Below are 12799 nucleotides of genomic sequence, written 5' to 3'. Positions count from 1 at the left end.
TCATGACGACGGACCCCACCGTTCCCCTGTTTGATACGCTGACCATTATCGGGCCGGGCCTGATCGGGTCGTCCATCCTGCGCCGCGCGCTGGATGACCGGCGTATCGCGCGCAGGCTGATTGCATGCGACATAAGCCCCGAGGTCCGCGCCCGTGTGGCTGAACTGGGCATCGCCGATGGGATCGAGGCTGATCCGGTTGCCGCCGCGCGGGATGCTGACTGTGTAATCCTGTGCGTGCCCGTCGGGGCGATCGCCATGGTGGCGGCGCAGGTCATGCCGGTCATGAAGCCCGGCGCGATCCTCAGCGAGGTCGGATCGGTCAAGAAAACGGTCATGGACGCCATGGAACCGCTTCTGGCTACCTGTCCCGATATTGCTTTCGTGCCTGCGCATCCGATGGCGGGTACCGAGTTTTCCGGGCCGGATGCCGGATTCGCCACCCTGTTCGAGGACAGGTGGTGCCTGCTGACCCCGCCGGAAAACACGCCTGCTTCCGCCATCGCGCGCATTACCACCCTGTGGGAAATGATGGGCGCGCGGGTGCGCAGCATGACCGTCGAACATCATGACCGCGTCTGCGCCATTGTCAGTCACCTGCCACACCTTCTGGCCTTCACCATCTGTGGCACGGCGGATGATCTGGCGGATGAAACCCGCTCCGAAGTGCTGGATTTTGCGGCATCGGGCTTTCGGGACTTCACGCGCATCGCGGCGTCGGACCCGGTCATGTGGCGTGACATCTTTCTCAATAACCGTGAAGCCCTGCTGGACATGCTCGACCGCTTCGTTGCGGATGCGCAGGCGATGGGCAACGCCATCCGCACCGGCAACGAAGATGTGATCGTAAGCCGGATCAACCGGGGCCGCGCCATCCGGCGCAGCCTGATCGAGAACCGGCAGGCGTAACGCCGGTTCCACGCTTTCGGGTGGTTCAGGTAATGATCGCAACCCGCAGCGTATTGGTGCTGCCCGCCACGCCAAAGGGCAGCCCCGCCACGATCACCACCGCATCGCCAACCGCGCCATAACCATCCATATGGGCGATGGACAGCGCCTGATCCACGACGCTTTCGATCGTATGCACCGGCGTTTCCTGCCCCACGGATATGGCCTGCACGCCCCATGCCACGGCCAGCCTGCGGGCTGCGTCATCGGTCGGGGTCAGGCCAAGGATGGTGCAGGACGGGCGTTCGCGTGCGATCCGCAGCGCCGTGCGTCCCGCAAGCGTAAAGGCCGCAATGGCGGAGGCACCCACCGTGGACGCGACCTGCCGCGTGGCGGCGGCAATGGCGCCCGCCACGTCATGATCGGGTTCCGGGGCGGAGGTTTCCATCTGCCGCCGCCACCCTTCGTCCTCCTCCACACCGCGTACGATGCGGTCCATGATGGCCACGGCCTCACGCGGGTATGACCCCACGGCGGTTTCGGCGGACAGCATGACCGCGTCCGCCCCGTCGAACACTGCGGTCGCCACATCCGATGCCTCCGCACGGGTCGGGGTGGGCGCATGGATCATGCTTTCCAGCATCTGGGTGGCCACCACCACCGGGCGGCCCAGTCGCCGGGCCACGCGGATGATGCGCTTCTGCGCCAGCGGCACGCGTTCGGGCGGCAGTTCAACGCCCAGATCGCCACGCGCCACCATCACCGCATCGGACAGGGCGACGATCTCCTCCAGATTGTCCATGGCCTGCGGTTTTTCCAGCTTGGTCATGATCCACGCACGGCCATCGGCCAACTGGCGGGCTTCACGCACATCCTCGGGCCGCTGGACGAAGGACAGGCCCACATATTCAATGCCCAGATCCAGCGCGAAGGCCATGTCCGCACGGTCCTTGTCCGTCAGGGCCGGGATGGGCAGGACAACGTCCGGCACATTGACGCCCTTGTGATCGGACAGGACACCGCCCAGCACCACTTCCGTCAGCAGGAAATCGTCGCCGCGTTCACAGACCCGCAGCGCCAGACGCCCGTCGTCAAGCAGCAGTGTGCTGCCCTGCGCGGCGGCGGCAAGGATTTCGGGATGGGGCAGGCAGACACGCGCCTCGTTTCCCGGCGTGGGGTCGAGATCAAGCCGGAAATGGGCCCCTGCGGTCAGTTGCGTGCGGCCGTTGACGAAATTGCCCACACGCAGTTTCGGCCCCTGCACATCGGCCAGAATGCCGATGGGGCGGCCCAGTTCGGCTTCCACATCGCGGATCACGCCATGGCGCGCGGCATGATCCTCATGCGTGCCGTGGGAAAAATTGAGCCGGAATACATCCACTCCCGCCACGGCCAGCGCGCGTATGGTCGCATGGTCTGATGTTGCCGGGCCCAATGTGGATACGATCTTGGTCCGGCGCATGGCACGATACGGTGTTTCCGGCATCATTTTCTCCCGCTCTGTTCATCTTTGCCCTCAGGAGGGCGATATGACCTCCTGCGGTAACAGTCCCCAAAACGCGCTGCGTTCCAGCCAGCCGCTGTACTGCTTGACCGAAACCTTGCACCATGCCGATCCTGCCTGGCACTGGCGCAGGGTGCCCACCACACCGGGGCGCAGCACGGCAGTCACGGCGGATGTCGTGCTGGCATCCGCGCGCAGCATGACCGCCCCCCTGACCCGACCCGCCTCGGCCACATCCGCCACATGGCCGACCACCCGTGTATCGGCGCGCCCGATCACATCGGTTTCCTTGGCGGATGGCTGGTTGGTCTGCTGCACGTCTCCCTGTGGGGGCAGTCCCGGGATGACAAACGTGCGGGTTCCCACAAGGGTTGCCTGCTGGACCCATCCCTTCTGTCCGTCCGCGTCCTCGACCAGACGCCAGACATCGAATTCCCGCTCGATCCTGACCGGCAGTCCACGGCGGTGATAGACCCAGTCGATGGGATAGCGCTGGCCCGGCCCCGTGCGCATGTTGACTTCATCAGCGCGGAAGGCGGCGAAGCGGGGCAGGGGCAGGCCGGTCACGCTGCCCTTGCTGTTGTCCACCGGCTGGATCGTGGCGGTATCCGGCGTGGCCGGTGCGGGTGGCGGCGGGGTATGCGCCGCATTTTTCGCCGCAACGACACCGGCCCCCGCACCGGCGGCGACGCCTGCCGCCACGGCTGCGGCATGGTGGTGGCGGGCCGTATGGGATTTCACCTTTTTCTCGGTGGCCGCGTGGACATGGGCATGGCCCAGACTGCTGGCTGCCGCATGGGTGCTGCTATGGGCGGCCGCAGCCTGCCCCGCGTGATGCGCATGGTGATGCGCTGTTTTGGTGGTGGTCGCGGGGGCGGCTGCGTAGCCGTGCCCCATGCCTGTGGCCAGCACGGCCACGCAGCCTGCCAGATATCCCCACCGTACCGGGGCGCGGGACGGCGCCGGGGCCGGTCGCGCCAGGAATTCATGCCGCACGCACTGCGCCATCGCGTTCTTCAATCCTTACAGGGTTATGATCTGCCGCCCCCGGGCGGCTTCGAGGAAGGTGGGAATACCCGCAACCTGTACTCCATCAAGCAGGAGATCGGGGTCAAGGTCACATAATTTCAGCGCGGCTTCACATACCATGAGGGTCGCATCGAATTCGATCACAGCCTCCCGTAGCGTATCCATGCCCGCAACACCGCGTGCGCGCACTTCCATGTCATCGGCGGCATCGTGCAGGCCATGCCAGTCACGCGCCAGCGCATGCACGCCCCGCCCCGCCGCGAACAGGGTGACGGGACGGCCAATGGCCAGCGCCCCTGCGGCTACGACAAAGGCATAATGGGCGCGGGCATATGCGCCATCATATAACAGGATGGCCAGCGCGCCGTCATCATGCGTCATGCATGGCCTCCGCCGGGATGCGGCAGGTCGGGGCCGTGGCGTGGCGATGGGCGGACAGGTCGTGAATGGTGGGATGCGCGCCGCACAGGGCACAGTCGGGGTCAGCGGGCAGGGCAATGGTGTGAAAGCGCATGGCCAATGCGTCCCATACCAGCAGGCGACCGGCAAGGCTTTCGCCGATCTGCAGGATCTCCTTCAGGGCTTCCGTTGCCTGAAGCGTGCCCATGACACCGGTTACCGCGCCAAAGACCCCCGCTTCGGCGCAGGAAGGGGTGGTGCCGGCGGGCGGGGCTTCGGGGTACAGGCAGCGATAGCACGGACCGCCGGGCCGGAAGGTGGAAAGCTGGCCTTCAAAACGCAACACGGCGGCGGAGATGAGGGTGCGCCCTTCCAGCGCGCAGGCATCGGCCACCAGATAGCGGGTGGCGAAATTGTCGCAGCCATCGCAGACGAGGTCGTAACCACGCACCAGTTCGCGCGCATTGTCCGCCGTCAGCCGGACGTTATGACAATCGACCTGCGTTCCCGGATTGATCGCACGCAGCGCCTGTGCCGCCGAATCGACCTTGGGCTGACCGATCCGGTCGGTCACATGCGCGATCTGGCGCTGCAGGTTGGACAGCTCGACCACATCGTCATCCACCAGCCCGATCCGGCCAACACCCGCCGCCGCCAGATACAGCGCCACGGGCGACCCCAGGCCACCCGCGCCCACAACCAGAATACTGGCTTTTTTCAAGGCGTCCTGCCCGGTTCCGCCTACTTCGGGCAGAAGGATGTGGCGCGCGTAGCGCTGGATCTCGTCTTCGGAAAAATTCATCCCTGTCTCCTGCACGATCCCGCAGCCCCTTCATGGCGGATACACCCCGCCCGCGCCACAACGCAGCCGGAAGCCGCGTGCGAGAGTTCACGATTACGTGATAATTTCTTCATGCAATCATGAAACCAATGCATGCCGGATATGTTTCCAGTATAGTCCAGTTACGGCGTGAAACCATTAGGGGGAGTATAAATCAATGTCTTATCTTTCCCGTATGGAAATTCCATCCGGCCTGTCCTCCCTGCGTCGCCAGCAGGCGCGCTGGGTCTGTGCCGGGACGCTGGCCGCCGCCACGTCGCTGTATGCCGCGTCGCCTTTTTTCACGCTATGGTCCATCACATCCGCCATCCGCGCCCACGACATGGGCAGCCTGAACACCACGCTCAAGTGGGACACGGTGCGCAGCAGCCTGAAAAATCAGGTTGTGGATGGCCTGATCGGTCCCACGCATGCGGATGATGAACTGCCGGAATTCGGCTCGTCCTTCGCGTCCTCCGCCGTGTCCAACGCGATTGATGAGGAAGTGCGCCCCGACAGGCTGGGCAATCTGGTCGATCACCTGATGCCCCATGAACAGGTTGCGGCACCCATGGGCGTGCCCGCCATGGTGGGCATGCTGGGTCGTGTGCACATGCACTTCACCCATCCCGGCGTGTTCGAGGCGAGTGTCATCATGCCCGGGCATGAAAATGAAACGCCGCTGCGCCTTCAGATGCGCATCCACGGGTTTCAGTGGAAGATTCATAGCGTGGGACTACCCGCCCCGCGCCAGCAGCCCCTGATCGAGGCGTCGGCCGGGCCGGTTCCGCAGCGCGTGACGCAGCCCTAGGCCGCGTGGTGGCGGGATAATGCGCCCGCCGCGCAGGAACCCGGTTATTTCGGGGCAGGCAGGTCTTCCTCAAGCACCGTCATGTGCACGGCGTAGGACACTTCACCTTCATCTTCATCGCGGTGGACCGTACCCACCACTTCGCCGTTGACGGCCAGTTCAACCGACAGGCCCGCCCGCGGCGGTGCATTGACGGTCAGACCCGGTGAGCCCAGCAGGCGACGCAGGCAGACCTGAAGACGCGAAATCTCGGAAGAGGACATGGTACCCATGAAACGTATGTTCTCCACAATGGCAGGACCAGCCGGGAATAGGATCAGGACCGGATACGCCCCGTTTGTCAACGCGCGTGGCCGGTCCGGTCAGGATCGCGCGGCTGCCCCGTCGGAACACGGGCATCGCCGCAGGCTATAGGCACATGCGGCGCGCGCCGCAACCGGCGTGCCCATGATTTTCCTTATCCCTGCCCCGCCCGCGCCACGATTACCCTGTTCTGTCGACCATGGCGCAACACCAGTAAGAAGGGAGAACAGCGACCATGCGTATAAGATCGTTTCCCCGGCTGATGCTGCTCATGGCCTTGCTTGGTCCCACCGCCGGGCTGACAGCACTCGCGGCCAGTCTGCCCACGACCACGGCCACAACCGAAACCGCGTCAAGCCTGAGCGCCCGCGCCCTTGCCCGCCAGATTCATGAAGAAGGCGCGCAGGCCACCGTCCACGCGCTGGATGAACAGAAGGCATGGCCCCGCCTGCGCCGCGCCGTGGCCGCTGGCTGGGATGGGTGGATCGAACTGGTGCCCGACCTGATCACCCATGCCGATGACGCAACTGCCAGCCGCCTGCGCACATCGCTGCGTCAGGCCCTGCCGCGTAATCCGTATGCCGTGCTGTCCATAATTGATCCGGGCAATGGCGCGCTGCTGGGGGCGGGGGCGCTATGCACCGCCCATGGCATGCCGGCGCGCTGGCGGCAGGACAGCATCCGCGCCATCGGTGCCGTGCATGACATCCATCTGGCCCACCAGAATGCGGACTGCCTTGCCGCCCTGTCGGCTGGCCTGCCTACTGAAACGGCAGATAACGGAACGTGACGTAAACGGTATTGCCACCGGTGGTGGGGGACGCCCCATCACCGCCCTTATAGGCGAATTTGCGCAGATAGGTGTACTGCACGCCGGTCATCACCGCGCCATAGCCGCCCTGCAGCACATGCCACCAGCCGCCTACCGTCAGGTCGGCAAGGGTATGGGTCTGGGCATCACAGCTACCGCCGGTAATCATCTCCACATTACAACTGCTCAGCGACAGGTCGTTCACGCCGTAGCCATACTGGTAGCCATCCGTGCCGGTATAGGTCCGCCGCCCGGCATGTTCCACGCCACCATACAGATAGACCAGCAGGTTGGGGGTCGGGTGGCCGATCAGCCCCATGCTGCCGATGATTTCGGGAATGGGCGCGGGCGTGCCATTGGCCTTGAATGTGGCGTCGGGCAGCATGCCGGGGCCATAACGGCCAATGCCCTCACCCGCCAGCACATTGCCGGTAAACTGCAGGAAGCGGGGAATGACATGCACCGTCACGTCCCCACCGACGCCACCCGCAAAGGACACCCGTTCGCGGATCGGCCCACCCGTGGCGGACTGCGACATGGCCTTGAACCAGCGCGCCAGACCGTAAACCTCGTAATGGGCGGGCTTGGTGTCCAGCGCCCCTTTCAGCACGATGTCAGGGGCGACATCCATGCTGTATTTGGCGTTGGGATTGAGCATGCCCGAGCCAGCGTTGCTGTAGAGTATGCGCGTGCCGGATGAGGCGAGGATATCATCATCGGTGCCGCTCAGCATCGGATGATCGCTGCTGCTGCCTGACGCCGCGTAAGCCACCTGCGGCGCTTCAAGCGAAAGCCCCAGCCACCATTTACGCCCGAAATCCTTGATGAAGCGGATCTGTGGCACGCGGGTAAAGACGATACCGGGTATCTGGTTGTTATCGACTACCGGCGGTAGCTGTTCATGACGTGACAGCAGACCCTGCGTGTAACCCGTGGTCAGGCTCCATGCCTGCCCGGCCAGCACATGGAACCCCCATTTGGTGTTGCTGTAGGTCATGTACGCCTGCCGGATTCGCGGCGTGTAGCTGTTGGTCTGGTAGCTGTTGGCCGTACCTGCCGCGCCGCCGAAATCCGTCTCGATATAGCCGGACAGGGTTTCATCCTTGGTGGGCGAACCCTGCAGCAGCACGCTCAGGCGCGTAAGCTGCGCGGACGGGCGGTACTCGCCCGTATGGGCGTTGGGGCTGTTGGCGTAAGGGAAGCTGCCCCAGCTTGTGGCGGGGCCGCTGGTCAGGTTCTTGCTGCGATAGATGTTTGAAAAGTCGATGAAGCCGCCCAGTCGTACCGAAACCCCGCCAATGCGGAACACGGGGGGCAGGCTGTCCACGCCCGTCTGGGTAATGGCAAGCGGGCTGGAGGAATCAAGGTCAAGCTTGGGCTGGCTGGGAATGATGCTTTCCGTCATCGTGTTTTCCGCCGCTGCCGCGGCCTGCGCATCATCCGACAGCGCAGGGCCACCTATGACCAGACGCGACAGGTCGGGCATGGCGGTGATCTGCCCGGAAGGAGAGGGGGCGGTCCACGCCGTACTGGCCCGCCCGCCGGAACGCAGCGTGCGGCTGGCTGGCATGTGCTGCGCGGTCTGTGCCCCGTCGTGGCGGGCCTCGATCTGCTGGACCTTGGCTTCAAGCCGTCGCATTTCGGCATGGATGGCACGGATTTCCGCCATGTCATCCGCCCGCGCGCAATCCGGCATGATCATGCCGCCCAGCAGCACCGCAACCCCGCCCCACATGATGGCCTGCCTGCCTGCGGTGCAGGACAGGCAGCTTTCTTTACAACAGCAATCCATCAGTCTGGCGCGTCAGCCCCTGAATACATGATTAACAAAATCCACCCGTGCCGGGTACGGGCACGGGATAATATCGGCTGTGTGCAGATGGCAGCAGATACCGTCTGTTTTCTTTCGCCGGCAACATAACATGCGTAATACATGAACGGATTGCATCTTATATAGAAAAAATGTTTATCTGTTATGCATTAAATATTCATACGCACGACATATATTCGCATGATTTCCTTTATTTCATAACATTTCTGCCGTTAACTCAAGTCCTTTACATGCACTGACATGGGAGTGAGAGATATGACCGAATCCCGGCAATCGGGTTCCCGTCCCATCGAGGACCGACCGCTGGCCGGTATGCCGCATCCTGACCATCCCTTTCACTGGAAGCTGTATGGATGCGAAATGGTCGCCACCGTGGTGCTGATGCTCTGCGGGATCATTTCCGTGACGGTGCTGACGGCCCCTTTCAGTGTCATCGGCAGGGACCTTGCGCCCCATCCCCTGCTCCAGACCGCCTTATGCGGCCTGTTCTTCGGCCTGTCGGGGACTGTGGCCGCCTATACGCCGTTTGGCCGTGTCAGCGGGGCGCATGTCAGTCCGTCCGTCTCGCTGGCGTTCAGTCTCGCGGGGCGGTTGGGGGGTGTCGATCTGTGCGGCTACGTTGCGGCGCAGATGGCGGGCGCCTGTGTCGCCACCTTTCTCCTCGCCCTTTTTGGGCATCTGCTTCCGGGGTGGGGGCGCATGGTGCACGAATCCGCCTATGCCGCGACCGTTCCCTTTTCAGGGGTAGCGGTTATCTGGCCGCTGGTGACGGAGGTGGCGCTGACCGCCCTGCTGGTGCTGATGCTGTGCTGCCTTGCCGCCCATCCGACATGGAAAGTGGTGACGCCATGGGCGGGCGGGCTGTTCTTTTTCATATGCAATCCGATTTCGGCCTGGCTGTCGGGTAACAGCTCCAATCTGGCGCGCAGTTTTGGTCCGGCGCTGATGGCGGGACAGTGGCAGGCGTTCTGGATTTATGTGCTTGGTCCCTTCATGGGGGCAGCACTTGCGATCTGGCTGCTGCGTTCGCGCCTGCTGGGACGTATCGAGGTGGAGGAGGCGCGGCTGGTCAATTTCGGCCACCATGGCCGCATCCCCTCCCTGCTGCATCCGGGCCGTCATGCGGGGGCGCAGGGGACGCCCCGCCAGTGATGGGCAGGCAGCCTACTTGCAATCGGCGCAAATTATTCCCAATATCATAATCAGAAACGCGAATCGGGTCCCAGACCCGGTTTGCAGGCGTTCTCAGGGCGGGGCGAAATTCCCCACCGGCGGTGAGTGTTCCCTGTCCGCAGGGGCATAAGTCCGCGAGCGCCCGGTCGCAGTCATGCGGGCGGGGTCAAGCAGATCCGGTGTGATTCCGGAACCGACGGTTACAGTCCGGATGAGAGAGAACGAGAACTGTACACCCGCCTTCCGTCATGGAAGGCAGGCAGATGGTTTTACGCGCCCTGAGTCCGTCCAGATGGATGGAGTACTGTTGCTTGGACGCGTTGCCACGGGGCATCATGCCCTTTCCCGCTCCTGACCTGCCTGAAGCGGTTGCGCATGGTTTTCGCGCCGCGGTGGATGAGGCCGCGCGCCATGTGGGCGCCACGGCGCCCAATCCCCCTGTCGGCTGTGCGCTGCTGGACCGTGATGGCGTCATCCTTGCCGTTGGTGGCCATCATCGCGCCGGTACTCCCCATGCCGAAATACAGGCCATAAACCAGTGCCGTGAACGCGGCCTGCTGGACCGCGCGCATACGGCGGTGGTGACACTGGAACCGTGCAACCATACCGGCCGTACGGGTCCGTGTTCACAGGCGCTGCTGGCAACGCCGGTGCGCACGATATGGATCGGATTGCGTGACCCCAACCCGCATGTGGAAGGTGGCGGCGCGGATTACCTGCACCAGCATGGATGCAGCGTGCATGTGCTCCAGCCCGTTCCCACGCATGCGGCGGCCCTTGCGGCCTGCCGCAGCCTGCTGGCCCCGTTCGCGCATTTCATGCGTACCGGCCAGCCATGGATTACGGTCAAGCAGGCGCTGGACGCCACGGGTTCCATGGTGCCGCCCGCAGGTCAGACGACCTTTAGCGCGCCGGCCTCCCTTGACCTTGCGCATAAGCTGCGCCGGGCCACGGACGCGGTGATTACCGCCAGCGGCACCATCCGCGCTGACAGCCCTGCCCTGACCGTGCGCCGTGTGGCGGATCATCCCGGTCGTGCGCCGCGTATCCTCGCCATCTGCACCCGGATGGGGGAAGTGGACGAAGCCTACCTGCTGGCCGCGCGTGCGCGTGGTTTCGATGTGCGGGTCTGCACCGATATCGCGGCCCTGCCGGACATGCTGGGGCAGGTGGGCGTGACCTGGGCGATGGTGGAGGCAGGGCCTGCGCTGCTGGCTGAAATCGTGGCCCGTAACCTGTGGCATGACTGGCTGACCATCACGGCGGATGGCAGCGGCATGGATCGCTACGATGTCCGTGTGCGGGAAGGGGATGTGACCCCGCTGCGCCTTTTCCCCGAACTCTCCGGTATGAAGGAGTAAAGATGTTTTCTGGCATTATCGAGTACCAGGGGCACGTCAGTGCCGCGCGGCGACTGGACCGGGATCTGGAAATAACGGTGGAAACCGGCATTACCGATCTGGCTCTGGGCGAAAGCGTCGCCGTCAATGGCGTGTGTCTGACCGTCACCGCCTTTGACGCCGCGGGTAAGGCCTCCTTCTTCATCAGTTCGGAAACGCTGGACCGCACGGCCCTTGGGCGGATCGCGGTAGGGCGCACCGTCAACCTTGAACGTGCGGTCACTGCCGGTACCCGTCTTTCGGGTCATATCGTGCAGGGCCATGTGGATGGGACCGCGCGTCTGCTGGAAGTCGAAAAGACGGGGGAGGGACGGCGCATTGTCTTTTCCGTTCCCGCCCGGCTGCGGCGCTACCTTGTGGAAAAGGGCTCGATCACGCTGGACGGCATCAGCCTGACGCTCAATGAGGTTGGCGCGCCGGGGGCGGAGGGCAGCGATCCCGATGCGTTCCGCATCGCCCTCATGATCATTCCCCATACATGGGATCACACCACCCTTGGCACCCTGAAGGCAGGGGATGCGGTGAATGTCGAAGTCGATGTCATCGCCAAATATGTGGAGAGCATATGTCAGTATCGTTGATGCCCCCCGCGCTGGCACAGGCTGTTGCCACCATCCGCCGGGGCGGAATGATCATCCTTGTGGATGACGAGGACCGCGAAAACGAGGGCGATCTGGTCATGGCCGCCGAGTGCATGACGCCGGAGGCGATGAACTTCATGGTCACGCATGCGCGTGGTCTGGTGTGCATGCCCATGTCGCCCGAACGGATCACGCAGCTCAACCTGCCCATGATGACGCAGGTGAACACCTGCCCGCGTGGCACGGCCTTCACCGTCTCGATCGAGGCGCGCGAAGGGGTGACAACCGGCATTTCCGCAGCCGACCGCGCCCGTACGGTGCTGGTGGCGGCGCAGCCTGATGCGACGGCGGCGGATCTTGTCTCGCCGGGGCATATCTTTCCGCTGCGTGCGGTGCCCGGCGGCACGGTGGCGCGGCCGGGCCATACGGAAGCGTCGGTCGATCTGGCGCGCATGGCCGGGCTGATACCCGCCGCCGTGATCTGCGAGATCATGAACGAGGACGGCACCATGTCCCGCATGGATGACCTGCGCCCCTATGCCGAACGGCACGGGCTGCAGATCCTGTCCATCGCGGAACTGGCCCGCTGGCTCGAATCGCACCCGCTGGATGCGACGGCGGACGCGACACCGGGCATCGAACAGGTGGCCCGTGCCCATCTGCCCAGCCGCTTTGGCGGCCCGGACATGATGATCCATGCCTTCCGCGCGCCCGATGGCACCGAACATGTCGCCATGGTGAAGGGCCAGCCCGACAGGGCGGGTACCGTGCCGCTGGTGCGGCTGCATTCGGAATGTGTGACGGGGGATGCGCTGGGGTCGCTGCGATGCGACTGCGGCGCCCAGTTGCAGGGCGCGTTGCAGCAGATCGGGCAGGCGCAGGCCGGGGTGCTGGTTTACGTGCGCGGGCATGAAGGGCGCGGCATTGGCCTGGCCAACAAGATCCGCGCCTACGCATTGCAGGATGAGGGGCTGGATACGGTCGATGCGAACCATCGCCTTGGCTTCGAGACCGATGCGCGTGACTGGCAGGCTGCGTCCGCCATCCTGCACGCGCTGGGTGTGAACAGGCTCGACCTGCTGACGAACAACCCGGACAAGGTGCGTGCCCTGCAGCAGCACGGCTTTGACGTGCGCGAACGCATTCCCCTGACGGTGGCGGCCAATCCCTTCAACCGCGCCTATCTGGAAGCCAAGCGTACCCGCATGGGCCATGCCCTGTGCCAGCCGGAAACGGCGGATACGCACTGA

At 64.2% G+C, this 12799-nt stretch carries 13 protein-coding genes and 1 riboswitch; of the genes, 7 read left to right on the top strand and 6 right to left on the bottom strand.

Annotated elements, in window-relative coordinates:
- The first annotated feature begins 2 nt into the window (after positions 1-2).
- Positions 3-908 carry a prephenate dehydrogenase/arogenate dehydrogenase family protein gene (locus tag KSAC_RS09295; RefSeq protein WP_132305177.1) on the top strand — a complete coding sequence of 302 codons (906 nt, stop codon included), beginning with the start codon at positions 3-5 and terminating at the stop codon, positions 906-908.
- A gap of 25 nt (positions 909-933) precedes the next feature.
- Here KSAC_RS09295 and pyk read toward each other — a convergent pair whose 3' ends face one another.
- From pyk to KSAC_RS09275, 4 genes are read right to left on the bottom strand one after another with little or no spacing between them, the layout of a single operon-like run.
- A complete protein-coding gene (pyk, locus tag KSAC_RS09290) occupies positions 934-2373 on the bottom strand; it encodes a pyruvate kinase (protein WP_102325268.1) in 1440 nt (479 codons plus the stop codon).
- Positions 2374-2403: 30 nt separating this feature from the next.
- Positions 2404-3399, bottom strand: coding sequence for an SH3 domain-containing protein (locus tag KSAC_RS09285; protein WP_132305176.1), 996 nt, complete (start codon positions 3397-3399; stop codon positions 2404-2406).
- A gap of 15 nt (positions 3400-3414) precedes the next feature.
- Positions 3415-3801 carry a DsrE family protein gene (locus tag KSAC_RS09280; protein WP_102324910.1) on the bottom strand — a complete coding sequence of 129 codons (387 nt, stop codon included), beginning with the start codon at positions 3799-3801 and terminating at the stop codon, positions 3415-3417.
- Positions 3791-4621 (bottom strand): HesA/MoeB/ThiF family protein, encoded by an 831-nt coding sequence (locus KSAC_RS09275; protein ID WP_132305175.1) that lies wholly within the window; start codon positions 4619-4621, stop codon positions 3791-3793. The genes KSAC_RS09280 and KSAC_RS09275 overlap by 11 nt, the downstream gene beginning before the upstream one ends.
- A gap of 196 nt (positions 4622-4817) precedes the next feature.
- On the opposite strand from KSAC_RS09275, the gene KSAC_RS09270 reads away from it, so the two are divergent.
- Complete coding sequence (locus KSAC_RS09270) at positions 4818-5450, top strand: DUF2939 domain-containing protein (RefSeq protein WP_102324908.1); 633 nt, start codon at positions 4818-4820, stop codon at positions 5448-5450.
- Positions 5451-5494: 44 nt separating this feature from the next.
- On the opposite strand, the gene KSAC_RS09265 is transcribed toward KSAC_RS09270, so the two are convergent.
- The gene (locus KSAC_RS09265) at positions 5495-5722 is read right to left on the bottom strand and encodes a DUF3126 family protein (protein WP_102325267.1); all 228 of its coding nucleotides are present in this window, start codon (positions 5720-5722) and stop codon (positions 5495-5497) included.
- Positions 5723-5988: 266 nt separating this feature from the next.
- Between KSAC_RS09265 and KSAC_RS09260 the strand changes: the two genes are divergently transcribed.
- Positions 5989-6543, top strand: coding sequence for a hypothetical protein (locus KSAC_RS09260; protein WP_243705176.1), 555 nt, complete (start codon positions 5989-5991; stop codon positions 6541-6543).
- Here KSAC_RS09260 and KSAC_RS09255 read toward each other — a convergent pair.
- On the bottom strand, positions 6515-8299 hold the full coding sequence (locus KSAC_RS09255) for a hypothetical protein (protein WP_408884759.1): 1785 nt from the start codon (positions 8297-8299) through the stop codon (positions 6515-6517). The genes KSAC_RS09260 and KSAC_RS09255 overlap by 29 nt on opposite strands.
- 351 nt (positions 8300-8650) lie before the next feature.
- On the opposite strand from KSAC_RS09255, the gene KSAC_RS09250 reads away from it, so the two are divergent.
- The 4 genes from KSAC_RS09250 to ribB all read left to right on the top strand — a co-directional run bounded on the left by KSAC_RS09250 (position 8651) and on the right by ribB (position 12799).
- Positions 8651-9547, top strand: a complete 897-nt coding sequence (locus tag KSAC_RS09250; RefSeq protein WP_243705175.1) for an MIP/aquaporin family protein — start codon at positions 8651-8653, stop codon at positions 9545-9547.
- An 85-nt stretch (positions 9548-9632) separates the two neighbouring features.
- A riboswitch (FMN riboswitch) is annotated at positions 9633-9795 on the top strand.
- A 108-nt stretch (positions 9796-9903) separates the two neighbouring features.
- Positions 9904-10929 carry a bifunctional diaminohydroxyphosphoribosylaminopyrimidine deaminase/5-amino-6-(5-phosphoribosylamino)uracil reductase RibD gene (gene ribD, locus KSAC_RS09245; protein ID WP_408884758.1) on the top strand — a complete coding sequence of 342 codons (1026 nt, stop codon included), beginning with the start codon at positions 9904-9906 and terminating at the stop codon, positions 10927-10929.
- A gap of 2 nt (positions 10930-10931) precedes the next feature.
- Positions 10932-11549, top strand: coding sequence for a riboflavin synthase (locus KSAC_RS09240; protein ID WP_102324905.1), 618 nt, complete (start codon positions 10932-10934; stop codon positions 11547-11549).
- Positions 11549-12799 carry a 3,4-dihydroxy-2-butanone-4-phosphate synthase gene (ribB, locus tag KSAC_RS09235; protein WP_102324904.1) on the top strand — a complete coding sequence of 417 codons (1251 nt, stop codon included), beginning with the start codon at positions 11549-11551 and terminating at the stop codon, positions 12797-12799. Before KSAC_RS09240 ends, ribB begins: the two co-directional genes overlap by 1 nt.

The sequence above is a fragment of the Komagataeibacter saccharivorans genome, assembly GCF_004348195.1.
GTDB lineage: Bacteria > Pseudomonadota > Alphaproteobacteria > Acetobacterales > Acetobacteraceae > Komagataeibacter > Komagataeibacter saccharivorans.
Note: the sequence above shows the minus strand (reverse complement) of the source record. Positions and strands in the feature narration are given on the sequence as shown.